General features: G+C 48.9%; 21 protein-coding genes. 16 read left to right on the top strand and 5 right to left on the bottom strand.

The features are described 5' to 3' along the window. The first annotated feature begins 1 nt into the window (after position 1). Complete coding sequence (locus OGH69_RS06325) at positions 2–463, top strand: DUF4296 domain-containing protein (RefSeq protein ID WP_265173609.1); 462 nt, start codon at positions 2–4, stop codon at positions 461–463. On the opposite strand, the gene OGH69_RS06320 is transcribed toward OGH69_RS06325, so the two are convergent. Then, positions 408–1,409, bottom strand: a complete 1,002-nt coding sequence (locus tag OGH69_RS06320; protein ID WP_265173608.1) for an NAD-dependent epimerase/dehydratase family protein — start codon at positions 1,407–1,409, stop codon at positions 408–410. The two genes, OGH69_RS06325 and OGH69_RS06320, sit on opposite strands and share 56 nt — an antisense overlap. 93 nt (positions 1,410–1,502) lie before the next feature. Here OGH69_RS06320 and tyrS point away from each other — a divergent pair, with 93 nt between their 5' ends. Beyond that, positions 1,503–2,801: a tyrosine--tRNA ligase gene (gene tyrS, locus OGH69_RS06315; protein ID WP_265173607.1), complete on the top strand. Its 1,299-nt coding sequence runs from the start codon at positions 1,503–1,505 to the stop codon at positions 2,799–2,801. 43 nt (positions 2,802–2,844) lie between these two features. Here tyrS and OGH69_RS06310 read toward each other — a convergent pair whose 3' ends face one another. Further along, positions 2,845–3,843: a GntR family transcriptional regulator gene (locus OGH69_RS06310; protein ID WP_265173606.1), complete on the bottom strand. Its 999-nt coding sequence runs from the start codon at positions 3,841–3,843 to the stop codon at positions 2,845–2,847. A gap of 106 nt (positions 3,844–3,949) precedes the next feature. Between OGH69_RS06310 and OGH69_RS06305 the strand changes: the two genes are divergently transcribed. From OGH69_RS06305 to OGH69_RS06250, 12 genes are all read left to right on the top strand, one after another. Beyond that, positions 3,950–4,990 (top strand): aldose epimerase family protein, encoded by a 1,041-nt coding sequence (locus OGH69_RS06305; protein WP_265173605.1) that lies wholly within the window; start codon positions 3,950–3,952, stop codon positions 4,988–4,990. Between the two features lie 10 nt (positions 4,991–5,000). Continuing rightward, on the top strand, positions 5,001–6,089 hold the full coding sequence (locus OGH69_RS06300; RefSeq protein WP_265173604.1) for a glycoside hydrolase family 53 protein: 1,089 nt from the start codon (positions 5,001–5,003) through the stop codon (positions 6,087–6,089). 307 nt (positions 6,090–6,396) lie between these two features. Then, positions 6,397–7,500 carry a glycoside hydrolase family 53 protein gene (locus OGH69_RS06295; protein ID WP_265173603.1) on the top strand — a complete coding sequence of 368 codons (1,104 nt, stop codon included), beginning with the start codon at positions 6,397–6,399 and terminating at the stop codon, positions 7,498–7,500. A 234-nt stretch (positions 7,501–7,734) separates the two neighbouring features. Beyond that, positions 7,735–10,071, top strand: a complete 2,337-nt coding sequence (locus tag OGH69_RS06290) for a glycoside hydrolase family 2 protein (protein WP_265173602.1) — start codon at positions 7,735–7,737, stop codon at positions 10,069–10,071. Further along, positions 10,071–11,237, top strand: a complete 1,167-nt coding sequence (gene galK / locus OGH69_RS06285; RefSeq protein ID WP_265173601.1) for a galactokinase — start codon at positions 10,071–10,073, stop codon at positions 11,235–11,237. The genes OGH69_RS06290 and galK overlap by 1 nt, the downstream gene beginning before the upstream one ends. 1 nt (position 11,238) lies before the next feature. After that, the gene (locus tag OGH69_RS06280; protein ID WP_265173600.1) at positions 11,239–12,285 is read left to right on the top strand and encodes a UDP-glucose--hexose-1-phosphate uridylyltransferase; all 1,047 of its coding nucleotides are present in this window, start codon (positions 11,239–11,241) and stop codon (positions 12,283–12,285) included. A gap of 10 nt (positions 12,286–12,295) precedes the next feature. Continuing rightward, complete coding sequence (locus OGH69_RS06275; RefSeq protein ID WP_265173599.1) at positions 12,296–13,966, top strand: sodium:solute symporter family transporter; 1,671 nt, start codon at positions 12,296–12,298, stop codon at positions 13,964–13,966. A 408-nt stretch (positions 13,967–14,374) separates the two neighbouring features. After that, entirely contained in the window at positions 14,375–15,052 is a 678-nt protein-coding gene (locus OGH69_RS06270) for a T9SS type A sorting domain-containing protein (protein WP_265173598.1), read from the top strand. A 77-nt stretch (positions 15,053–15,129) separates the two neighbouring features. After that, on the top strand, positions 15,130–15,582 hold the full coding sequence (locus OGH69_RS06265; protein ID WP_265173597.1) for a low affinity iron permease family protein: 453 nt from the start codon (positions 15,130–15,132) through the stop codon (positions 15,580–15,582). 51 nt (positions 15,583–15,633) lie between these two features. Beyond that, entirely contained in the window at positions 15,634–16,608 is a 975-nt protein-coding gene (locus OGH69_RS06260) for a sugar phosphate isomerase/epimerase family protein (protein ID WP_265173596.1), read from the top strand. A 10-nt stretch (positions 16,609–16,618) separates the two neighbouring features. Then, positions 16,619–17,443: a hypothetical protein gene (locus OGH69_RS06255; RefSeq protein ID WP_265173595.1), complete on the top strand. Its 825-nt coding sequence runs from the start codon at positions 16,619–16,621 to the stop codon at positions 17,441–17,443. 37 nt (positions 17,444–17,480) lie between these two features. Beyond that, complete coding sequence (locus OGH69_RS06250; RefSeq protein WP_265173594.1) at positions 17,481–17,942, top strand: hypothetical protein; 462 nt, start codon at positions 17,481–17,483, stop codon at positions 17,940–17,942. A 67-nt stretch (positions 17,943–18,009) separates the two neighbouring features. Here OGH69_RS06250 and OGH69_RS06245 read toward each other — a convergent pair whose 3' ends face one another. Together OGH69_RS06245 and OGH69_RS06240 are read right to left on the bottom strand one after the other, a co-directional pair. Then, the gene (locus OGH69_RS06245; RefSeq protein WP_265173593.1) at positions 18,010–18,885 is read right to left on the bottom strand and encodes a 3-keto-disaccharide hydrolase; all 876 of its coding nucleotides are present in this window, start codon (positions 18,883–18,885) and stop codon (positions 18,010–18,012) included. Positions 18,886–18,964: 79 nt separating this feature from the next. Then, complete coding sequence (locus tag OGH69_RS06240; RefSeq protein ID WP_265173592.1) at positions 18,965–19,873, bottom strand: alpha/beta hydrolase; 909 nt, start codon at positions 19,871–19,873, stop codon at positions 18,965–18,967. Positions 19,874–20,018: 145 nt separating this feature from the next. On the opposite strand from OGH69_RS06240, the gene OGH69_RS06235 reads away from it, so the two are divergent. After that, a complete protein-coding gene (locus OGH69_RS06235) occupies positions 20,019–20,645 on the top strand; it encodes a hypothetical protein (RefSeq protein WP_265173591.1) in 627 nt (208 codons plus the stop codon). 10 nt (positions 20,646–20,655) lie between these two features. Here the strand turns inward: OGH69_RS06235 and OGH69_RS06230 are convergent, their stop codons facing one another. Further along, on the bottom strand, positions 20,656–20,853 hold the full coding sequence (locus OGH69_RS06230; RefSeq protein WP_265173590.1) for a hypothetical protein: 198 nt from the start codon (positions 20,851–20,853) through the stop codon (positions 20,656–20,658). 309 nt (positions 20,854–21,162) lie between these two features. Between OGH69_RS06230 and OGH69_RS06225 the strand changes: the two genes are divergently transcribed. Then, positions 21,163–24,557: hypothetical protein (locus tag OGH69_RS06225; protein WP_265173589.1), on the top strand; the 3,395-nt coding region annotated here is incomplete at its 3' end.

Here is a 24,557-nt window from a genome sequence, read left to right as displayed (position 1 = left end):
CATGAAAAAACTGGCCTTCATACTGGTATCACTACTGCTGTTTTCCTGCGGCGAAGAGACTGTGGAGAAACCTAAAAACCTTTTATCCGAAGATAAAATGGTAGACATGCTGTATGACATCTCGGTATTGCAGGCTATCAATTCTTTCATGCCGCAGGCGCTGGACACTAATAAAGTGGAGGCGAAGCACTATATCTTTACAAAATACAAAACCGACAGCCTGACCTTTGCGCAGAGCCATGAGTACTATGCTTCAGACATGGAGAAATACGAAGACATGCAAAAAAAAGTAGCTGCAAAGATTGCTAAGGATAAGGTTAAATACGGCCTCACTAAAAAAGAAGATGTAAAGCCATCCGGCGGGGATACTTCATCCGGCCCAAAGATCAGGCCGCGTACCAGAACGGTTAAAGCTTCGGATAGTTCCGGGAAAGTTCGGCCACGTAAGGTAGCAGCGGAGTAAACGCATAGCCTGTTTGCGCCAAAATCTTTTCATTGGAATACTTATCCGTCGCGTACGAAGACCGCACCATGCCACGCGTCAGCATCCGCTTGCGCATCAGCAGTTTTGACAGCAGCCAGTCCATCCGCCATCCTATGGATGCCATCAATTTAGTAGCTTCGATCGATGGGCGTTTTTTATGCATGCCGTCAGCGATGGCATTCAGCAATTGCCTGTACGGCAGGTTTTCACCAACCAAAGTATAGCGCTCTCCTGATATATCGGAAGCCATCAGGGCAATCATGATCGTTACCACATCTTCTACGGCAATCATACCGCAGGTGCCATGGGTGTAAAAATACTGCCCTCTTGCCACCGCACGAAAAATAGCGCCGCTGCCCTGCTCCCAAAACCCATAGCCAAATATAAGCCCCGGATTTACTATTACCACTTTAAGCCCTTCCTGCCAGGCGCGCCACACTTCCATTTCGGCGCCATACTTGGCCAGGGCATAATCGCCGTGCCGCACTTCCGGGTTCCACTCGGTTTCCTCGGTAATCGTGTCGCCATCCTCTTTGGTATCGCCTAAAGCGGCTATTGAGCTGACATGGCAGAATTTTTTAACGCCATACGCCAGTGAAAGGTTCACCATGTTGGCTGTGCCCTCAATATTGGTCTTGCGTATTTGTTCCTCATCGCGCGGGTCGAAAGAAATATACGCGGCACAATGGTATACATAGTCAATGCCTGGAAAGGCATCTTCAAGCGAGGGGATGTCAAGCACATCACCGGTAACCCATTCGATGGCCTCAAACTGTTCCTGCTTCCCATAATGGGTAAAAAGGTTTTTGGTTTTTGTGACAGAGGCAGTACTGCGGTACAATGCACGTACCTGCATGCCATTGCCTGTAAGTTTCAGGAGCAAATGCGCGCCAACCAATCCTGTACCGCCGGTTACTAATATCATAAGTGCAAATTTACTTTTTACAGCGCATTTATAGGTATTTCTTCCTGTTTTTTCACACAGGTTTGTATTTTTGCACCTTATTAAAACGCAGACATGAAAAATTTTGTAGAAGAACTGAGATGGAGGGGCATGGTACACGACATCATGCCGGGAACCGAAGAGCAACTGAACAAGGAAATGACAACGGCCTATATCGGCTTTGACCCCACTTCCGATTCATTGCACATCGGCAGCCTCGTGCCTATAATCATTTTGGTACACCTGCAAAAATGCGGGCATAAGCCCATTGCCCTTGTGGGAGGGGCTACCGGCATGATCGGCGACCCGTCGGGCAAGTCGGACGAGCGCAACCTGCTTGACGAAGCGGCATTGGAAAAGAATGTTGCTGGCATCAAGCGCGTGCTGTCACGTTTCCTGGATTTCAATTCGGCAGACGCCAATGCTCCGGTGCTTGTAAACAACTACGACTGGATGAAAGAATTCTCGTTCATAGGGTTTGTACGCGATGTGGGCAAACGCATTACCGTAAACTACATGATGGCGAAGGATTCGGTAAAAAAGCGCCTTACGGGCGAGGCCGGTTCAGGCATGTCGTTTACCGAGTTTACCTACCAATTGATACAGGGCTACGATTTTTACCACCTGCATAAAGAATACAACTGCCTGCTGCAACTGGGCGGAAGCGACCAATGGGGCAACATCACTACGGGTACCGAGCTGGTACGCCGCATGAACGACGAGGGTGCCAAAGCCTACGCCATGACCTGCCCACTTATTACTAAAGCTGACGGCTCAAAATTCGGGAAGTCCGAAGGGGGCAACGTATGGCTGGATGCCGACAAGACATCGGTATATAAGTTCTACCAGTTTTGGCTTAACACCAGCGATGCCGATGCAGAGAAATATATTAAGATATTCACTTTCCTTTCTAAAGAAGGCATTGAGGCGTTAATTGCCGAACATTCAGCAGCGCCACACCTGAGAGTGCTCCAAAAGAAACTGGCCGAAGAAGTTACGGCCTTCGTACACTCCAGGGAAGACTTTGAGGAGGCGGCCAAGAAATCAGTCTTTGCATTCTCGAACTTCATCCGTGAAGACCTGGAGAACGAAAGCGAGGAATTTTTTACCGATATCTTCGGGGAATTCATGGGCGCTGAGATTTCAAGCGCAGCATTGCAGGAAGGCACTGATATCGTTTTGGCACTTGCCGATGTTACCAACATATTCCCATCGCGCGGAAAGGCAAGGGAAGCGGTTACTGCCAATGCCATTTCGGTTAACAGGGAGAAAGTTAACGAAGGCTACCTGCTGACCGAAAAGGACATCATCCTGGGAAAATACATCCTGGTACAGCACGGGAAGAAAAAGTACTATGTAATTACTGTAAAATAGCCTTGAGGGAACTGTAAAGTTCCCTTTTTTATTCCCAAAAATCCTACAGCGACCCCCTTAAAATCAGGCGGCTTTTGTTCTCCACCTGTATTTTTTGCTGCTGCAACACCATTTCGGCCAATATGCGCCCCATCGCCCTGAAGTCGGTTGAGATGGTCGTAATGCCATTGCCAACTACTTTTTTCAGCGGCGTATCATTGTAGGAAATAATGCCAATATCACTGCCCATTGCAAGCCCCTGGCGGTTGGCCTGCTCGATAACGTCAACCAGGTGGCGGTCGTTAGGGATTACAAACACATCGCCTTCAACAATAGTCCTTTCTTCAAAATCAGGTATGATCTCATGGTCAAAAGCATGGTCCCTGCAAAAATCAGCAAACCCCCGGGCCATATCGGGGGGCTGTTTGAAGGCCGGAAAGATGAGGATAAGCCGCTTATAGGCGGCCAGCCTGTCTTTCGCAGACATTAGCCCGTTATACATGTCCTTCACAAAATTCTGGTGTACAGACGGGTAGTCGGGAAGTTCGGCATTGGCCTGGTCCAGGATGTACACATCGTTCACCGGCAACGATTTTATTATGGCTGCCGCACCTTTTAAGGTGGTAGGCATAATGATATACCTGGAATAATCGCCATTGTTCTCGTTAATCAGCTTTTTAAAAACCTCGATGCTGAAGTAATGGAAAAATATGTCAATCTGGGCGTTATTGGCCATAGTTTCCATAAACGAGTTGTACAGGTCTTCTTTAAAGGTATTGAACTCATCGAAAAGCAGGAAAATGCGCTGCTCAAAGCTGAACTCCACACTCTTTATATAGTAGCCTTTGCCCAACCTTGAGTAGATGATGCCGCGTTTCTTTAGCTCATCGTAAGCCTGCAGCACTGTGTCGCGCGAAAGGGAAAACTCCAGTGCCACTTTATTTACTGATGGCAGCCTGTCGCCGCGGCTAATCCTTTTTTCGGCAATGGCAGTTTCAACAGACAGAATGATCTGCTTGTACTTGGGCAGGCTGCTGCGGGGATTGAGGTTAATTATCTTCATACCTATCTGTATTTATAACTGGTAGCTAATATACAAAAACTGGTAGGTACTGGTATGTTCATTTCATTATAACTTCTACTTTTGGTAATGATATGATAATAAAATCATGGAAAAAAATCAGATTTCTCATTTTGTTGTGTCCGAAAATGCAAAGTTATTTGGTATAATGCCTGATGACACGGAAGTTTCCTGCCATACGATAGCCAATCAGCGCGGCATGGAAGCAACGGTCATCAGCTACGGGGCAACAATAACCTCGCTCCGCATACCTGCAAAAGGCGGTAAGGTGGATGTGGTATTGGGCTTTGATGCATTACAAGACTATATCGACTCCTATCAACTGCCGAGCGCGCCCTATTTTGGCGCCATCATTGGGAGGTATTCGGGACGGATAAGGAAGGGGAAATTTACCATTGATGGCCAAAAATACCATACATCGTCCAACCATGGTGAGCATACGCTTCACGGCGGCTTTGAAGGTTTCGGTCAGAAGGTATGGCAGGTGGAGAGTGTATCTGCAAATGCCATTACCCTCAGCCATACTTCTCATGACGGCGAAGAGGGCTTTCCCGGCGAGCTTAACGTACACATAAGCTATACGATCACCGAAGACAACAGACTTGTGGTTCAGTACTGGGCAACGTCGACTAAAGACACCGTGCTTAATCTAACCCAGCACAGCTATTTTAATTTGGATGGGCACACGCAAACGATTGAAAAACAACAATTGTTCATAAACTCTAATAAAGTGCTCGAAACCAAGCCCGACAGCATCCCTACTGGGTTGATATTAAAGGTAGACAACTGCCCGTTTGATTTTACATCACCTAAAAGTTGTCCAACCAGCATAGACACAACATTTATTATACAAGACAACACAGTTCCTGTTGCATCGCTTACAAGCGAAAAGACGGGACTAAAAATGACCGTTTGCACCAACCAGCCTTCGGTCCATATATACGTGGGAGGAAACTGCTTCGGGCAGATTGAGGGCAAAGAGGGCGCTGACTACCACCCGCTGAGCGGCATCTGCTTTGAGGCGCAGCATTATCCTGATGCGCCCAACCATCCGCACTTCCCCTCTACCCTGCTGAAAAAGGGCGATGAATACCACCAAAAGACAAGCTTTAAATTCGAACAACTATAATTATACAGTTATGAAAAAATTTTGGATAGTCCTTTTCGGAAGCCTGCTCTCACTGACGATTTCCTGCGGCAGTGATGACAACAGCGGCAACAGTGACGACGGGCCAATTACGGAGGAAGACAGTTTCATCCGTGGGGTCGACATGTCATCCCTTCCCGAAATTGAAGCAGAAGGCTATGCTTATAAAAATGCCGCCGGGCAAACGGAAGACGCTTTGGCAACACTGAAAAATGCGGGGGTGAATACCATCCGGATACGCTTGTGGAAAAATCCGGCAAACGGGCACTCGGGTATGGCAGAGGTGAAAACGCTCGCCCAAAGGGTAAAGGCTGCAGGCATGAAAGTATGGCTTACCGTACATTATTCCGATACCTGGGCAGACCCCGGCCACCAGGAAACCCCGGCTGAATGGGCAGGGCTGAACCTGCAGCAGCTGACCGACCAGGCCATGCTGTATACAGCCAATATACTGGCTGAAATCGATCCCGACATCTTCCAGATAGGCAATGAAACCAACACCGGTTTCATGTACCCGCTGGGAAATGTCGCCTCAAATGAGGCCGGTTACCTGCAATTGGTCAATGGCATCAGCGCAACCATCCGCCAGAATGCGCCGGATACGAAAATCATGATCCATTATGCGGGCATTGCTGACAGTGCCGACTGGTTCTTTAATAAAGTTGCCGATGTGGATTACGACTACATAGGGCTCTCCTACTACCCGATATGGCATGGTAAGAGCATTGCCAACCTGCAGATAAAAATGCAGCAACTGGGAGCAGCGCACAACAAAAAGGTAGTAATTGCAGAAACGGCCTATCCGTTTACCCTGGATTGGAGCGACTGGACCAACAACGTAGTAGGACAGGACGACCAGCTGATACCTGCCTACCCCGCATCGGCCGAAGGGCAGAAAAGCTACATGATGGCGATTCGCAGTGTGGGGAAAAATGGCGGCATCGGATTTTGCTACTGGGGTGCGGAATGGACAGCCTTCCGTGGCCCGGAGGCTCCTAACGGCTCTACCTGGGAAAACCAGGCGCTGTGGGATTTTGATGGCAAAGCGCTGCCGGCGATGGAGGCATTTTATAAAGAATAAGTATAGATGACCTCACACCTAATCCCTCTCCAAAGGAGAGGGGAACTCTTGCCGACATAACTATATATGCAAGCAGAACTGAGTAAGCACATCTGAGTGTAGCTGCCCCTCTCCTTTGGAGAGGGGTTGGGTTGAGGTCTGAAAAAAAGAAATAAGTTTGGTTTTAATTGGTGAAGTAAACCACCCCGCCCAACGGGCACCCCTCCAAAGGAGCGGAAGTCTTGGGTTTCCCTCCTTTGGAGGGGTGGCTGAACGCCGGGGTGGTTTTACAAAAACGATTGATTCATATAAATATAAATTACTAAGCATGACTCTAAAACATCTCTCCATCATCGCCATCTCCGTACTCGCCGTAGGCTGCAGCACCAAAGAAAAAATCTATCTGGGTGCCGACCTCTCGTATGTCAACGAAATTGAGGACTGCGGTGCCTATTACCAGAACGGCGGCAAAAAGGTGGATCCATATAAGCTATTTGAGGAAAAAGGCTGCAATCTCGTGCGTATACGCCTTTGGAACGCACCCGAGGCATCGCCCTACTCTAACTTCGCCGATGTAAAAAAGAGCATTAAGCGGGCTAAAGACAATGACATGAAGGTGCTGCTGGATTTTCATTATTCCGATACCTGGGCCGATCCCGGCAGGCAGGACATCCCAAAAGCGTGGGCGCACATAACCGATGTAAAGGTCTTGGGCGACAGCGTGTACAACTACACCTACAACACCCTGATGATGCTTGACAAAGGAAACCTGCTGCCCGAAATGGTACAGGTGGGCAATGAAACCAATAACGAGATACTTCAGCCGAAAGGCACCATTAAGGACACCATCGACTGGAAGCGCAACAGCCATCTACTAAACCGCGGATTGAAAGCCGTACGCGACGTGGCCAACAAAACGAATAAAAAGATCGAATCGATGCTGCACATTGCCCAACCGGAAAATGCACTGAAATGGTTTAAACCCGCAACCGAAAATGGCCTTACTGATTACGACTACATCGGGTTGTCGTACTACCCATTATGGTCGGAGTACAAGTTTGACCGCCTTCCGGAAGCCATCAGTACACTGAAGAATACATATAAAAAGAAGGTCATTATCGTGGAAACATCGTACCCTTACACTATGAACAACGTGGACAAGGCCAACAACATCCTCGACAAAAAAGCATTGATAGACGGATATCCCGCATCGCCCGAAGGCCAGAAGAAATACATGATCGACCTGGTAAAGCTCACGCTGAAAGGTGGCGGCAGCGGCGTCATCTACTGGGAACCGGCCTGGGTAACGTCTTCCTGCAAAACGCTGTGGGGCGACGGCTCGCACTGGGACAACGCCACCTTCTTTGATGCCGCCAACAACAATGAGGCACTGCCCGGATTTGATTTTTACAATAAGGATAATTACAAATAGGCCTCACCCCAACCCTCTCCAAAGGAGAGGGAGAAGCTTCACTCAGCTGGCTTACTCAAATTTATAAATAAACATAACTATTTATAATGAGTAAACACGTACTGTCGGCACATCTCGCTCCCCTCTCCTTTGGAGAGGGGTCGGAGGAGAGGACTAACATACACGAGTGCAGCTGCCCCCCTCTCCAAAGGAGAGGGGGTTGGGGGTGAGGTCTGAAGCTCATCAAGAAAAAAAATGAAAAAAACACTTTTAGCAATCATCATCGCGGCACAATTTACCGCGTGCCACAAGCCAGTAACGGTTACCCGTACAAAGCAGGACTTCGGCAGCGGTTGGCAGTTCATTCGCGACAACGACCCTGCAACGGCGGCTACGGTAAACCTGCCGCATACCGCAAGGGTAGAAAAGCTGGTACCCATAAATCAATGGCAGGGCGACTGCGTATATACCAAAACATTTGGCGTAGAGCCATTGGCAGGCCAAAAACTGTTCCTCTATTTTGAGGGTGTAATGCACGAGGCAAAGGTGTTCCTGAACGGAAAAGAAGTGGCGCACCACAAAGGCGGCTATACACCGTTTACCGTTGACATTTCGGAGCATGCCAAAGCGGGAAGCAACGCTATTGAGGTAAGGGTCAATAATGAAGACAATCCTGTGATTCCCCCCGGCAAGCCGATAAAGACGCTTGACTTTAACTACTATGGCGGAATGTATCGCAATGTGTACCTGATAACGACAAATAAAGTGTACATAACCAATGCAGTTGCCGCGGACATGACAGCCAATGGCGGGGTGTTCATCCACTTTGATGAGGTATCTGCCGAAAGTGCATCCGGCACATTAAAAGTGCATGTGCAGAATGATTATGATGTAGTCAAGCCGGTTACTATTAAGGCAAAACTGACCGATGTGAATGACAGGGAGTACCAATTCAGCCAATCGGAAACTACAGTGCAAGCGGGCAAGCATGGCACTGCCTTACTAAACATTACACTGGATAAACCCTTCCTCTGGTCGGTAAGTGACCCTTTGCTCTACTTGCTTGAAGTGTATGTAGTATCTGAAGGCAAAGTAATTGACAGCTATAGCACCAAAACAGGCATCCGTAAGATAGAAATTAAGGACGATGGCTTTTACCTCAACGGGAAAAAAACATTCGTAAACGGCACCAACCGCCACCAGGAATACCCCTACGCAGGCTATGCAATTTCTGACGAAGCGCAGTACCGCGATGCCGTGAAGATAAAAAATGCAGGGTTCGACATGGTGCGCCTCTCGCACTATCCGCAGTCGGAAGCCTTTCTCAATGCGTGTGACGAACTGGGTATACTTGTGATGAACTGCATTTCGGGATGGCAGTTTTTCGGCAATGAGGAATTCGTGAAAAACTCACAGCAGGAAATACGCGACCTGGCCCGCCGCGACCGTAACCACCCCAGTGTTTTTGTGTGGGAGGTATCGCTCAACGAAAGTGAAATGAGCGAAAAGTACATGAAGGAGGCCAACGAGATACTGCGTGCCGAGCTTCCGTACAAAGGCATTTACACCGCCGGATGGATGGACAACGATAATTACGACCTGTTCATACCCGCACGGCAGCACGGCAAAGCCCCAGATTACTGGAACAATTATAACAAAGGCAACCGCAAGATTTTCATTGCAGAGTATGGCGACTGGGAATACTACGCGCAAAATGCAGGCTTTAACCAGACGGCTTTCAGCAATTTGAAAGAAGAGGAACGCACCAGCCGACAGTTGCGCAGCGCGGGAGAAAAGCGCTTGCTGCAGCAGGCATTCAATTTCATGGAAGCGTTCAATTCCAACCTGAAAGGGAAGGATAAAAGCACGATAGGCCATGCCAACTGGCTGATGTTCGACTACAACCGCGGGTACAGCCCCGACATTGAGAGCTCGGGCATCAGCGATATTTTCCGCATCCCGAAATTCGCCTACTACTTTTACCAAAGCCAGCGTTCGCCGAAAGAAAAGCTGGCCCCTGAATTGGTTTCCGGCCCGATGGTGCACATCGCTACTTATTGGGATGCCCAGTCGCCTACCGATGTAACGGTATACAGCAACTGCGATGAGGTGGCTTTATACCTCAACGATGTTCTGGTAGCACAACAAAAGCCGACCCGCAACCAGTATTCCGACCGGCTGCAGCACCCACCGTTTATTTTCAGCCTCGGCAAATTCACACCGGGTACGCTCAGGGCCGAAGGTTTTATAAACGGCAAAAAAGTTTCGGAGCATAACGTTTCGACACCGGGAGCGCCAAAGACGATAAAAATTGAAGTTGACCGCTCCGGCAAAGGCATTAATACGGATAAGCCGGATGTGGTGTTTGTATATGCTAAAATTGTGGATGCTAATAATACACTCGTTAATGGTTCTACTCTTGCGGTAACCTTCGAAATAGAAGGGCAGGATGCAGAGATCATAGGCGGAAACACCATAACAGCAGAGGAAGGCATTGCCACCATAGTTTTACGGACAGAAAAGGCAAAAGGACCATTGCTTATCAAAGCCAGCGCGCCTGGATTGCCAACGACCATACACAAAATCAAATAATGAAAAAAAAATTAGTAAAGCAGGTTACTGCTTTTTATAAGGAATGTTTTGGCGAAAAGCCGCAACACATCATATTATCCCCTGGCCGCATCAACATCATTGGCGAGCACGTGGACTATAACGACGGCTATGTACTGCCGGCCGCCATCAACAAATACGTTTGCTTTGCGGTATCGCCTAATGAAGACGGGAAGTGCGCCATTGTAGCCAGGGACATCGACGGGCATTATGAATTCAATGTGAATGACGAGCTGAAGCCCGTAGACAAAATGTGGGTCAATTACTTCCTCGGCGTGCTGCATCAATTGCAGGGCAGGGACGGCCTGAGGGGTTTCAACATAGTATTCAGCAGCACGGTGCCGATGGGGGCCGGGTTATCTTCCTCGGCCGCTGTTGAATGCGGGTTTGCTTTTGCGCTGAACGAGATGTTCGGCTTTGGGCTTTCCAAAGAAGAGATCGCATTGATCGGGCAGAAGTCGGAGCACACTTTCGTAGGCGTAAACTGCGGCATTATGGACCAGTTTGCAAGCGTTTTCGGGAAAAAGAACCAGGTAATAAAACTGGACTGCAACACGCTGGAGCACAACTACCACAAAGCCGATTTTAAGGACTATGCCCTGCTCCTGCTCGACAGCCGCGTAAAGCATACCCACCTTACCTCGGGCTACAACGACCGCAGGCGCGAAGTGGAAGAAGGGCTGGCTGTATTGAAACAGCATTACCCGCAGGTGAATACCTTCCGCGATTGTACAGAAGAGATGGTTTTGGCGGTAAGAGAAGAACTGGGAGAGGTCAATTTTAAGCGCTGCCATTTTGTAGTTAAAGAAATACAGCGTGTTTTAGATGCCGTAGATGCATTGGAGAAGCAGGATTTTGCTACATTAGGGGCATTGATGCTGGAAACGCACGACGGCCTGTCCGACGACTATGAAGTGAGCTGTGCGGAAATCGACTTTTTGGTGGATGCCGTGCGCAATGATGACAATGTGCTGGGATCGCGCATGATGGGAGGCGGCTTTGGCGGCTGTTCCATTACACTCGTAAAGAAAGACGCTGTGGATGGACTGATAGAACGTGTGAGCCGTGAGTACAAGGAAAAATTCCACATTGCGCTGGAACCGTATAAGATAAAAATAGCAAAAGGTACCACCCTTTATACCGAATAACATGCAGCCATTTGACAATAACGAACACCCGCACAGGAGGTTCAACCCGCTTACAGGCGAGTGGATACTGGTATCGCCGCACCGGGCCAAAAGGCCGTGGCAGGGACAAAAGGAAAGCGCCAACAGCGCAACCCTTCCTCAATACGACCCTGCCTGCTACCTGTGTGCCGGCAACGAACGCTCTGACGGAACGCGCAATGACAACTATACCGACGTATATGTTTTCAATAACGATTTCCCATCATTATTGCAGGAGGAAGTTGCCCCGCAGGCAGACAGCAGCCCGCTCTTTCAACTCAAGCCCGAGCGCGGCATCAACAAAGTGATCTGCTTTTCGCCACGCCATGACCTCACGCTTCCTGAAATGGAATTGGAAGCCATAGAAAAAGTGGTGGATGCCTGGAAGGAGCAGTACATCGAGTTGGGCAGCAGGGACTTCATCAACCACGTGCAGATATTCGAGAACAAAGGAGCTGTGATGGGCTGCAGCAATCCGCACCCGCACGGGCAGATATGGGCGCAGTCGTCGCTTCCCACGAATGTGGAAAAAACGCAGGCCAACCTGAAATCCTACTACGACAAGAACGGCACCAGCCTTTTGGCCGACTACCTTGCCGAAGAACTCAACCGCAGGGAACGCATCATATCCGAAAACGAACATTTTGCAGTGCTTGTGCCGTTTTGGGCGACATGGCCGTATGAAACGCTCATCATCAGCAAGAGGCATTTTGGCAACATTACCCAAATGACCGCCGATGAGCGTACGGCATTTGCCGCGATACTGAAAACCATCACGGTAAAATACGACAACCTGTTCGAAACGTCGTTCCCCTACTCCTCGGGCATCCACCAAACCCCTACGGATGGGCAGGACCACCCCGAATGGCATTTTCACATGCATTTTTACCCGCCGTTGCTACGTTCGGCTACGGTAAAGAAATTCATGGTGGGCTACGAAATGATGGCCGAGGCACAGCGTGACATCTCTCCCGAGAAAAGCGCCGCGGTGTTGAGGGAATTATCTGAAGTACATTACAAACAAAAATAACCCGACCCTGATGAAAGCATTATCAACTCCCGACTATATTGTATTTCTGTGCTACTTCGTACTGATTGTGAGTTACGGCCTGTGGATATACTACCGCAAAAAGAAGGAAGCCACCACCAGCAACGATTATTTCCTGGCGGAAGGCTCCCTCACCTGGTGGGCCATTGGGGCATCGCTCATAGCCAGCAACATCAGTGCCGAGCAATTCGTTGCCATGAGCGGTAGCGGCTTTAAGCTGGGCCTCGCCATTGCCACCTACGAATGGATGGCGGCCATCGTGCTCATTATTGTGGCGGTGTTCTTTATCCCGGTGTACCTGAAGAACAGGATATTCACCATGCCTCAGTTTCTCAAGCAGCGGTACAACGGCACGGTTGCCATGATCATGGCGGTGTTTTGGCTGGCATTGTACATCGTCATCAACCTCACCTCGATACTCTACCTTGGCGCATTGGCGATCAGCAGCATATCGGGCTTCGACATTACGGCCTGCATGGTATTCCTCGGTATTTTCTCCATATTCATTACCCTTGGCGGGATGAAGGTGATTGGGTATACCGATGTGATCCAGGTGTTCTTCCTGATACTGGGCGGGCTTGTGACCACCTACCTCGCGCTGAACCTTGTGGCCGACGAGTTTGGCGGCAGCGGCGTGTTCGACGGTTTTGCATTCATGGGCGAAAAGGCAGGCAGCCACTTCGACATGATATTTACCAAAGACAACCCCAACTACGACGAGCTTCCGGGTATATCGGTACTCATTGGCGGTATGCTCATTACCAATTTATACTACTGGGGCTGCAACCAATACATCACGCAGCGTGCACTGGGAGCCGACCTGAAAACGGCTCGTAGCGGTATATTATTCGCCGCCTTCTTAAAGCTGCTGATGCCGCTTATCGTGGTAATCCCCGGCATCGCTGCATTTGTCCTGTACCAGCAGGGCCATTTCCAGACGGAGATGATGCTGGACGGTAAACTGCACCATGACAGTGCGTACCCGGTGCTGCTTAACCTGCTGCCATCGGGGCTTAAAGGATTGGCGTTTGCGGCGCTTACTGCTGCCATTGTGGCATCACTGGCAGGTAAGGCCAACAGTATCGCGACGATATTTACCCTCGACATCTACAAGCAGAAGATAGACAAGGACGCGAGTGAGAAAAAACAGGTCACCATCGGTAAGATAACAGTGGTATTGTCTATCCTTACGGCGATTATCATTGCACCGTTCCTGGGCATTGAAAAAGGCGGGTTCAAGTTCATACAGGAGTTCTCCGGCTTCCTGAGCCCGGGCGTGTTCGCGATGTTCCTGTTAGGCTTCTTCTGGAAAAAGACCACGGCGAACGCGGCCATGTACAGCATGATAGGCGGTTTCGTGTTCTCGGTGATCCTGAAGTTCCTTCCGGGATTCGTAAACCTCGAGCCATTATATTCGATAGGCTTTGCTGTTGTGAACCCGGATACGGGATTGTATGAAATACCGTTCCTCGACAGGATGGGCATCGTGTTTGTGCTGTGTATCGTGGGCATGTTCTACATCAGCAGGAAGGAAACCGGCAAGGGCGACGATGTGAACAGCCTGGAGGTGGACACCTCGATGTTCCGCGTAGACCGCTCGTTCATGATAGGCACAGCGGTGCTGGTTGCACTTGTTGCGGCGCTGTACGCCTATTTCTGGTAGGCATCTGATTATCTTTATATTTTGAAAGCCCTTCGCACTATTTTGTGAAGGGCTTTTGTTTTATGTTGTGTCGGTATTTTTATTATTTTTATTTGGCTATTACGCGAAGCCACACAAAGAACCGCAAAGTTTCGCAAAGCTTTTTATTGTATTGAACCGCTCCACGAAGTCTCCTGACTTCGTGACCGTGTTGGTATGTCTCCGACATACACAAAGGCCGGAGACCTTTAAACGCTTCCGCAAAGTCAGGAGACTTCGCGGAGCGAGGGTTTCTTTTTATGAAAAGAACTCAGTATGAACATTATATTTCCACTGTTCTGATTTTGTTTAAAATTTTCAGTAATTTTCACAGGTTATAATCTTTTACACATCACATTGCAACATGGATGGGAAGTAATTATTCGATAAATGAAAAACTTAATCCACTTATTTGCACTATTTATATTTTACCTACCGGCCTTTTCACAAAGTGCCGCCGATGTAATAAATGCTTCTTATTTTGACTATGAAAAAATAAGTGATGGGCAATATATATTTTCCTTCCAAACATTTTTTAATTCAGGGTCACCCGGCAACTGCTTTGCTGTAGCGTATAGTGAAGTAACAATCGAAAATGATACGCTGCACGCGGCACTATTTTATGAAGTTGTGGGTGCTTTCCAACTGCAGGGGTGCGACCGTATCGATCAAATAGTGTATAATGAAACTATCCCCGACAACGTAACGACCATAAAAATGTCGGCCAATGTAAAAACCTATGATGAAAATGAACCTGATAATTACCCGGAAAGCTTCAGCCTCATATACGATGTGTTTACACACTATTTTACTTTGCCTTTAGGAATTGATGAGAATATTGGCGCAAAAGTGGTTGTTTATCCCAATCCTGCAAAAGATTTTCTTTTCTTCCGGGGGATTGATAATGTATCAGAAGTTCTGCTTTGCAACAGCCTGGGGCAGCAATCAAAAGTTGAAGTTATTGGCAACACCATAGCTGTTTCTCATTTGCCGGATGGCTTTTACCTGCTCCGCTTTACAGACCCGGAAGGAAAGATGATAACATCTGAAAAAATACTAAAACAATAGATTTAAGCCTCGCAAACCGCGAGGCTTTTTTACGGAATATAAAAATGATTAAATTTATCTCCATTAAACCTATCATCATGCCTAAAAAATCCCGTAACTTATTTGAAACTTTTGCCGCTAAAGTAACCAAAGCCTCCGGCAGCACAGGAATGTTTGCCACCGCATTTTTAATCGTTATCGTCTGGGCGTTATGCGGGCCTGTATTCGACTACTCCGAAACCTGGCAGCTGGTCATCAATACCGGTACGACCATCATTACCTTCCTGATGGTATTCCTCATCCAAAAATCGCAGAACAAGGATTCCCTTGCCATACAGCTCAAGCTGAATGAGCTTGTGGCATGCAATGCTGAAGCCAGCAACCGCCTTATTGACATAGAGGACATGACCGAACAAGAGATGGAGGTGGTGCGTAAATACTACGCAAAGCTTGCTGATCTTAGCAAGCAGGCGCAAAACCTGCACGAATCGCACTCGCTGGACGAAGCGCAGGAGAACCATGAGGAAAAGATAAAGGCGCGTGAAAACTAAGAGACGTTATCAATTAAATCCTTATTTTAGGGCTTCCAAAAAACAACCGCAATGAACCGCAGATCATTCCTGAAAAACACCGGATTCGCCGGGGCCGGGCTTACCATGGCCGGGCCGTTAACCTCCTGGCTTATGGAAAATACACTACTACCCCACACCCATCCATTCTTTAAGCTATCGCTGGCACAATGGTCGCTGCACAAGGCCATACTGGAAACCAAAACCCTGGCCGCGCTCGACTTCGCCAAAAAGGCCCGTGAACTTGGCTTTGAAGCCGTGGAATATGTGAATGACCTTTACAGGCCTGAACTGCAAAGCATGGGCTTTGACAACCTGGTTAAGCAACTGAAGCAACGCAGCAATGACAATGGCGTGAAGAATGTGCTCATCATGATCGATGGCGAAGGGGAACTTGCCGCACTTTCCAAAAGCGAACGCAGCGAGGCCATAGCCAAACACTCGAAATGGGTGGATGCAGCGGCCGAACTGGGCTGCCATTCGGTACGCGTGAACCTGTTTGGAACAGGTGCGGAAAATGACTTCAGCATCTGGAAGGAAACTTCGGTTGACGGACTGGGCAGGCTGGCAGCATACGCGAAGAAAAGCAGGATCAATGTGATCGTGGAGAACCACGGCGGGCTGTCTTCCGATGCCGGGAAACTGACCGATGTGATAAAAGCCATCAATCTGGAAAACTGCGGTACGCTGCCCGATTTCGGGAACTTTTGCGTAAAGCGGCAGGGCGGCGAGCGCTGGGGCGCACCGTGCATTGACGAATATGACAAATACAAGGGCGTGTTTGAGCTGATGCCCTTTGCCCATGGCGTAAGCGCCAAAACCTACGACTTTGATGCCAACGGCAACGAAACGACCATCGACTACAGGAGGATGCTGAAGATCGTGAAGGATGCCGGGTATACCGGGCACATCGGGATTGAGTATGAAGGAAACAGGCTTGGAGAGGAAGAGGGTATAAAAGCTACAAAGGAGTTGCTGATGCGGGTTGCAACTGAGACAGGAAAATAAAAACAATTAAATGACAGGAACACTCGCACAGATCATAGCGCTGGTATCGTATGGGAACGCCTACCTTGAAAAAGGTGAAATCGGGGAAAGCTTCAGCGATACCAACTCGACATTTACATTTTGCAATAAGGTCGACTTCAGGACTTTTACGAAAGGATTTTTATCCAAAACGCCTAAAGAGGAAGTCGTGGCCGATAATCCGGAGGAATGGTTTGCCTACATGAAGCAATCGGGGTGCCGCAAGCTGGCGCTGTATTACCAAAGCTCGGAGGACCAAGGCCTCGCCAAAGACCACCAGCTTGCAGGTTTCATCGGCGGCGGGGGTACGTGGTACATTGAGGCAGTGTATGATAAGTATTCTAATTACTGGGCTTCCCGCTGGGAGGTAACCCGGAAGGGTGCCGAAGACAACAGGATATGGAGCGTAAGCTACGGCATGGTTTCCGGGAAGCAGGCCACGCACGACCTGCTGATTGACCGCGAAATTACCAAAGAGAAACTGGGCGAAACCCTTGAAGACATTGCCGCATTTGCCAAAAGCAGGGAACTGGGCAACTGGGCCGCCATTTTTGAACGTGCCACGGCGGCGCTGGACAGCCCTGTGCCGGGGGAAAGTTACTACCACAAAGACCTTTTTCCCGAGGGACATTACGACCTGCTTTCGCAACAGCTGTTATCCGGTGCAGGGAGCGCATGGGTATTTGGCGGCATGGGTTCGTGGAACGACCTTGGCTTTGATAATGATGAAGACAACCATCGCTACAACGCGCTATCCGGCAAGCTGTACTCGATGATCAACATGAGCATTGTTGCCGGGGTGAACAGCCGGCAGTAACAATAAAAAGGCTACAGCTCCGAAAATATTCTTAACTATGAATTTTTACAAAATACTTATAGCGGCTTTTTCGGCAACAAACATCATGACCACGTTCAGCTACCTGGTGTCCATTAGCTTCAAAAAGCTGTTTAAGGAACCGGTGATGCTGAACTTTATACTCGACGGTGCAGGTATCAGCCTTAAAGGGCGTGTAAAAAAGTTTGCAGGCTGGTTTGCCCATTATCTCATCGGGTTGGCATTTGTCATTGCCTACGAATCCATCTGGCATTACACCGAAGTGGAATTCGGGTTCGTGTCCGGCATCGGCTTTGGCGTCATCAGCGGCTTTGTGGGCATTTGCTGCTGGCGGCTCACCTACCGCCTGCCTGACGGCAACCCCCGCGTACCTTCTAAAGAATATGCTACGCTGCTGTTTTTTGCGCATATAATATTTTCCGTTGCTGTGGTTGTTGCCTTTAAGATATTCCGTTACGACCCGCTGTCGTATATTTATTAAGGGCATATTCACTATGCGGCCTGTAGGGCAAGGGCACCCATCCGTTGCTGTTGGTTCCGTACAGGCTTTAATTGAAATACTTTTGGTATTCCTTCGGCATCGTCTCAAGTTGCTTTATCATCACATCTTTATAAAAAGTTTCGGCGGCTTCACTCTGGAGCTGGATTTTTCCTTTGCTTAACGGAAAAGATTTTCCGTTTTCCACATAGCGTGAATTTTGCAGCACCATCACCACGTGGCCATTCACGATGTGCAGGCTTTTATCGCCAAAGCAGATAAGCTCGAGCTGAGTCCACTCCCCTATCGGGCTTTCGCGGTTTTCGCTGCGCATGCAGAAGCCATCATTTTGGGACCCTGCACCTACAGGAAGGAAAGGCTGCCCTGCATCGGCAACAGGGTTCATGGTACCTTCGGGCATGAACGCACGGATATCGACAGCCGAGTTGGCAATATTCCAGTAATCGCCCATGTGCCCCTCCATGACCTGGAATTCCTGGGAGAGCATCCAGGCACGCCAGTAGTCCCTGCCTGCTTCGCCTACAGAATGATAAAGTATCCCCGAATCCTTCAACTTATCCGTGCGCGGGTGCCATTTTTTGCTGCCCCACTTCACTTTCGCCTTCAGGTGGTAGTTTTCGTATTCGGCTTTGGTAAAGATACAGCCGTATATCTCGCCGCTTACCCGGAGTACGGGTTCACCATTCTCTTCGGCAACCGAAAAGACATTCGCCTCATTTTTGCCGTAGCCAATGGGTGCAATTTCTTTTCCGTCAGCATCTGTGGGCACCTGGCCATTATACGTTGGCACATGCCGGTAACTAAGGTACATGCCCCATTGCGAGAGGTTTTTGTCAAGCAGGGGTGTCCACTCCGGTTTACCGGAAAACGAAGTTGCAAGCAGTAGAATCGCAAATGCCGAAAGTGTCTTAATCAGTTTAGCCATAGTTGTTGGTTTGAATCATAAAAATACTGACCAAATGCCATTCCCTCGCATACTAACCGATAAAAATGCGGTACTAAAATTACAGCCATCCTGACGCTGCCATCCATTCTTTAAGGCGGTCCGTCCAGTTATCTTTGGTGGTTTTGTTGTGCATGCCGTAGCCGTGCCCCCCATGCGGATAAAGTATCATTTCGCTGAATATGCCATGGCTTTGCAATGCCTCATAGTATTTAATGCTGTTGCCTACCGGCACCAGGTCGTCATCGGCGGAATGTACCAGGAATGCGGGAGGCGTTTGGGCCGTTACCTGCAATTCATTGGAATAATCAACTGCCTGTCCCGGCTTGGGGGATTTGCCGATCAGGTTTTCGCGGCTGCCCATGTGCGTAAGGCTGTTGGAAAAGCTGATAACCGGGTAGATGAGCACCGAGAAGTCAGGGCGCAGCGAGGTATTCCCTGGATTATCGATTACAGCCTTCCCAAAATGTGTGGAAGCCGTGGCTGCGAGGTGCCCTCCCGCGGAGAACCCCATGATGCCTACCTTATTCGGGGCGATGTTCCACTCCACAGCACGTTCGCGTACCATTTGCAGGGCCCTTTGCACATCCTGCAACGGGCCTATGGATTTATCCTGCATCGTGGCATCGTTAGGCAGGCGGTATTTGAGTACAAAAGCCGTAACACCCAAATTGTTGAACATCCGCGCCACATCGGCACCCTCATGGCCCGACGCCAGTATGCCATAGCCGCCGCCGGGGCAAATGATCACCGCGCTGCGGGCAGGGCAGGGTTTTTCGGCTTTGTATACCGTAAGTGTTGGTACAGAAACATTACTGATGATGAGTATGCCGCCGTCATGCATTTCCGATTTTTCGGTGTTGGGCGCGGGCTTGCTGTTAGGAATGTTTTTTTCGTAAAGGGGCAGGACTTGCTGCGCATTCATTGCAATGCTTATGAAAATTGCGGATATGAGGAAGGGTAGTTTCATGCAGGTGTTTTATGGATGTAATGTAGTAAAGTCGGGAGTCGGAGAAATAAAACAGTAAACCACTTAATGCGAAATATTGGGAAAAAATTAGGGCAGATACCGTATTTTTACTTTTTAAGTGGTAAAAATACAATCCTAAAATCGAATGAAAAAACTTTTTATACTCGCCTTTACCTTCTGCTATAGCCTGGCAATATCTCAAAGCTTCCAAATTGACAGCCTTTTAAAGGCTGATGCCGACCTTGTAATAGAGGAAATTAAATTTATGTACGACTATGACCAGGCGCTAAGGGAATATACCATATTTAAAACTTTTGACAAGAGAAAGACAGACAGCATTGAAAGCCTGGATTCTGAACTTATGCGAACATTTATTGCTCAAAATAAATTTAAATCCGACACGTTATCAAAATATATTTTCAAAAAATATATCAATCACTTTGACGATGTGCATACCAACAGGATCATTCAATTAACAAAAAAGTATGGATTTCCATCCAAAGAGCGGTTACAGCTGTATTCCAAAAAAGAATTTGATGAAGAGTTCGACCCCTACATCTTACTCGTCCACGCTCCTAAACAATACTGGGAAGAATTGAAAGTTTTAATGAAACGGGAACTGGAAAGAGGTACTATCGACAGGTGTAAGTTTGGCCATCTTTTATGGCATTTCAACGGCAGAAAGGATATTAATGATTTGCTGAATAACGGTTTTGAATATGTAGAAGATGAAAGTGGGACAAAAAGGTTAAGTGCGGTAAACTGCGATTAGGACACGGCCTTTAGGCCCTTGTATGCCGGGAACCCACGGGAACCAAAACATTACTGATGATGAGTATGCCGCCATCATGAATTTCCGATTTTTCGGTGTTGGGTGCGGGCTTGCTGTAAGGAATGTTTTTTTCGTAGAGTGGCAGGGTGGTTTGTGCCTGTAAAAAAGACAGCGACAGGAGCGCAGCCTGAAAGAATATATATTTCATTGGAAAGGATTTGCAACTGTAAAAATAACAACGACACCGCAATAAAACCTTTGGGTAAAGGATTTGTTACTATAAAATTTTTATTTTAATAAAAGTAATATTACAAAAAAAAATGCGTTAGAGGTTGGCGGCGTGATTGCCGGTAAAATTCCGGAAACGGCAATTTTCGGCAATTGCACTGCCGAAAACAAGAAGATTTTACTGCTGATTTACTGTTAGTTACAAACTATTTTATCTTTTTTTTAAGAAAAATGGGCAAGTTCTTAAAATAGGACTCCTGCTTTTTGTTGTTTATTATATTTTTGCGGAATGAAAAGGAAATTTATTTTTGGCTTGCTTTGCCTGCTCTCCCAATTGGCACAGGCCCAGAACGAGCCCAATGATTGTGTAAATGCAATCACGGTATGCGGAAACGGCGATTTTGCCTCAAATGCAGATGGTATTGGAAATGTCCAGGAAGTATTTGGGTGCTCAAGCAGCGAGAACAATTCTATCTGGCTAAAGATCAACATCGTGCAGGGGGGCACCCTGGGGTTTGAGCTTACCCCTGATAACCAGGACATCATGGTCGATTATGATTTTTGGGTATACGGCCCCAATGTACAGTGCGGGGCATTAGGCAACCCCATACGCTGCAACACGACCAACCCCTGGGCAGCGGGTTCACCGGACAACCATACCGGGATGGATGGAAACTCCATTGTTACACAATCGGGCCCCGGGCCTGACGGTAACGGTTATGTTAAATGGCTTACGGTAAGTCCGGGGCAATCATATTATATAGTAATTGACCGTCCTGAGGGCGACGGCGGCTTCCAGATAGAGTGGACAGGAACGGCCACAACGGGTTCCGGTGCATTCTCTGAACCACCGGCGGCCAACAACCTTGGCGAGGTACGCACCTGCAGCACTACGCCAAACGTTGCCGTTTTTGACCTGCAGTCGCTAAAAAGCCAGGTAAATCCTGACCTTTCGGGCAACACGGTGAATTTTTATGCTTCCTACGCCAATGCTTTTGACGGCAGCATGCCCCTTGGCGACAGCTATTCCAATACATCAAACCCGCAGCAGCTGTTCGCAAAGGTGACCAATACAGCCACAGGATGTTTTTCTATTGTCGACCTGACACTTAGGGTATATCCCGTACCCACGGTAACCGTAGCGGCATCGGCAACATCGGTGTGCTCCGGCAGCAATGTTACGGTAACCTTTAGCGGCACACCTAATGCTTTTTTCAACTACACCGTAAATGGAGGTGCTTCGCAACAGCAGCAGCTTAATGCTTCGGGTACTTTTACCCTTACGCAGAACATAACCGCCAATACCGTTTACGCCGTTTCGGGTGCATTCGTCACCAGCGCAGACAACGTGGTGGTTTGCAGCCAGGTGCTTAACAATTCGGTTACGGTAAACGTTGTGGCGCCACAATCGGTTAGCGCCCAGACCAACTCACCCGTTTGCATAGGTGAAGACGGGGTGATAACCCTTACAGGCCCGTCCGGTGCGACAGTCAATTATACCGTAAACGGCGCCGCGCAGCCACAGGCCACATTAAATGGTGCAGGCTCGGGCACTATTACCCTTGAAGCGCTTACCGAAAATACTCCTTTTGAAATCGTTTCTGTCACAAGTGCCAATGCTCCTTTCTGCACTACACAACTAAACATAACAGGGACCATAATCACAAACTCATCACCCGAGCTGAACACCCCTGCACCTATGAACGGGTGTGGCGATGGCGGCCCTGCCCTGTTTGACCTTGAAAGCTACAATGACGTTATAACTGATGGCAACCCCAACTATGTGGTTACCTACTACCTGTCTTTGGAAAATGCCAACCTTGGGGAGGAGCCACTTGATTCTCCTTACCAGGCCGTATCAATGAACCAGACGGTGTATGTGCGTGTACAATCGGCGGGAAGCGCCAGCTGTGTGGCCTTTACTACCCTGGACCTAATTACAGCCACTCCCCCGTCCGTTAACGCCCCGGCGGCTCCCCTGGAAACCTGCGATGATGACTATGACGGGCTGGCAACATTTGACCTGACTGCTTTGATTGACGAAATTACAGGCAATAACCCTAACCTGTCCGTAACTTTCCATGAACTTGTAACACAGGCAGAAACAGGGACGCCTTTTATAGAAAACCCTGCGGCATATACCAGCACCGTTGCGGGTACGCAAACCGTACATGTACGCGTTGTGGACCCCGCCAACTCCGAGTGCTATGCACTTACTACCGTTACCCTGGTGGTGCTTGAGCGCCCTGCCGTAGCCCAGGTTAGCCCGTATGCGCTTTGCGACGACAATAACTCGCCCGACGGTGTCGAAATATTTGACCTGACCACACGCGACAATGAAGTAACAGGAGGCGTGGCCGGTACAACGGTGGCCTACTATGCCTCCCAGGAAGACCTTGACAATAATATTGCCATTGCCAATCCTGCGAACTTTGAGAACACGACGCAATGGGAACAGCAGATTTGGGCTAAGGCAACTTCGGCCAACGGGTGTGAGAGCAGCATGCCGGTTACCCTTACCGTAAACCCGCTTCCGGTGGTAAACCCCGACATGGGAACTTTTTATGCCTGTGAAGAAGTACCGGGACAGGGCGAATTTGACCTTACAGAAATTGCCCAGGGCGTTACCGGTGGCGTGCAAAACTATGCAGTAGCATTCTACCCCGATTTTGATACTGCACAAACCGGTGGCAATACGCTGCCTGCAGAATATCTTGCTCCATCCGGTACCATATACGCGCTGCTGACGGATACCGGCACCAACTGCCGCGTAATTACCCCCGTAACCCTGGAAGTGCTGCCGGCACCGATAGCCACGCAGCCAGCCCCTATTGAGGAATGCGGCCAGGACAACACTGCCGTATTTAACCTGGACCCCGTACTCGACCAGATTGAGGCGGAACTGGGCAATACGGTTACGGCCACAGCACACGAAACATATAATGATGCGTTTTATGGCGGCGCTAACCCCGTAGCGAACACAGGCGCATACAGCAATGTATATGCGCTTACCACCAATGGCGTGCAAACCCTGTACATACTGGTACAAAGCGACCAAACGGAATGCTCTGACATTGTAGAGCTGCAACTCATCGTCAACCCGCGCCCTATCGCTACCGAGCCGGAGGCTTATGCGCTTTGCGACAACGGCAGCAACGATACGGACGGCATTGCGGTATTTGACCTTACGACCCTTGAGGCTGAGATACTGGGTACGCTGAACCCGGCACAGTTTGCCGTGTCGTTCTACGACGCGGACGGATTGATACCCACCCCTGCAAGTTATCCGAGCGCCAGCCAGGTGATCACCGGCAGGGTGACCAACACCGCTACAGGCTGTTATGACGAGGTGGATGTGGAGCTGATCGTGAACCCGCTTCCGCAGGCTGCCCCTCCGGCGCCGTATACGCTTTGCGATTTGAACAACCCGGGCGACGAGGTGGAGGAATTTGACCTTAACACGAAAATAGACGAGATCATAGGCACGCAGGACGGGCTTTTGGTGACCTTCTTTAAGGACTATGACGAGGCCGTAGCCGGAACAGGCGCCAGCCAGATACTTACACCTGAATCGTACTTTAACGCCTCGGCCGTGGAAGCCATCTTTGTGCGGGTAACCGTAGAGGAGACCGGCTGCTTCAGGATCGTGCTCCTTGATGTGAGGGTAGAGCCGGTACCGGTACT

The organism is Flavobacterium sp. MFBS3-15 (assembly GCF_026107645.2).
Taxonomy (GTDB): domain Bacteria; phylum Bacteroidota; class Bacteroidia; order Flavobacteriales; family Flavobacteriaceae; genus Flavobacterium.
Note: the sequence above shows the minus strand (reverse complement) of the source record. Positions and strands in the feature narration are given on the sequence as shown.

Bases quoted from the DNA above. Each gene is read 5' to 3' on its own strand.
- OGH69_RS06325 (WP_265173609.1), top strand. From the start codon at position 2: ATGAAAAAACTGGCCTTCATACTGGTATCACTACTGCTGTTTTCCTGC.
- OGH69_RS06320 (WP_265173608.1), bottom strand. From the start codon at position 1,409: ATGATATTAGTAACCGGCGGTACAGGATTGGTTGGCGCGCATTTGCTC.
- tyrS (WP_265173607.1), top strand. From the start codon at position 1,503: ATGAAAAATTTTGTAGAAGAACTGAGATGGAGGGGCATGGTACACGAC.
- OGH69_RS06310 (WP_265173606.1), bottom strand. From the start codon at position 3,843: ATGAAGATAATTAACCTCAATCCCCGCAGCAGCCTGCCCAAGTACAAG.
- OGH69_RS06305 (WP_265173605.1), top strand. From the start codon at position 3,950: ATGGAAAAAAATCAGATTTCTCATTTTGTTGTGTCCGAAAATGCAAAG.
- OGH69_RS06300 (WP_265173604.1), top strand. From the start codon at position 5,001: ATGAAAAAATTTTGGATAGTCCTTTTCGGAAGCCTGCTCTCACTGACG.
- OGH69_RS06295 (WP_265173603.1), top strand. From the start codon at position 6,397: ATGACTCTAAAACATCTCTCCATCATCGCCATCTCCGTACTCGCCGTA.
- OGH69_RS06290 (WP_265173602.1), top strand. From the start codon at position 7,735: ATGAAAAAAACACTTTTAGCAATCATCATCGCGGCACAATTTACCGCG.
- galK (WP_265173601.1), top strand. From the start codon at position 10,071: ATGAAAAAAAAATTAGTAAAGCAGGTTACTGCTTTTTATAAGGAATGT.
- OGH69_RS06280 (WP_265173600.1), top strand. From the start codon at position 11,239: ATGCAGCCATTTGACAATAACGAACACCCGCACAGGAGGTTCAACCCG.
- OGH69_RS06275 (WP_265173599.1), top strand. From the start codon at position 12,296: ATGAAAGCATTATCAACTCCCGACTATATTGTATTTCTGTGCTACTTC.
- OGH69_RS06270 (WP_265173598.1), top strand. From the start codon at position 14,375: ATGAAAAACTTAATCCACTTATTTGCACTATTTATATTTTACCTACCG.
- OGH69_RS06265 (WP_265173597.1), top strand. From the start codon at position 15,130: ATGCCTAAAAAATCCCGTAACTTATTTGAAACTTTTGCCGCTAAAGTA.
- OGH69_RS06260 (WP_265173596.1), top strand. From the start codon at position 15,634: ATGAACCGCAGATCATTCCTGAAAAACACCGGATTCGCCGGGGCCGGG.
- OGH69_RS06255 (WP_265173595.1), top strand. From the start codon at position 16,619: ATGACAGGAACACTCGCACAGATCATAGCGCTGGTATCGTATGGGAAC.
- OGH69_RS06250 (WP_265173594.1), top strand. From the start codon at position 17,481: ATGAATTTTTACAAAATACTTATAGCGGCTTTTTCGGCAACAAACATC.
- OGH69_RS06245 (WP_265173593.1), bottom strand. From the start codon at position 18,885: ATGGCTAAACTGATTAAGACACTTTCGGCATTTGCGATTCTACTGCTT.
- OGH69_RS06240 (WP_265173592.1), bottom strand. From the start codon at position 19,873: ATGAAACTACCCTTCCTCATATCCGCAATTTTCATAAGCATTGCAATG.
- OGH69_RS06235 (WP_265173591.1), top strand. From the start codon at position 20,019: ATGAAAAAACTTTTTATACTCGCCTTTACCTTCTGCTATAGCCTGGCA.
- OGH69_RS06230 (WP_265173590.1), bottom strand. From the start codon at position 20,853: ATGAAATATATATTCTTTCAGGCTGCGCTCCTGTCGCTGTCTTTTTTA.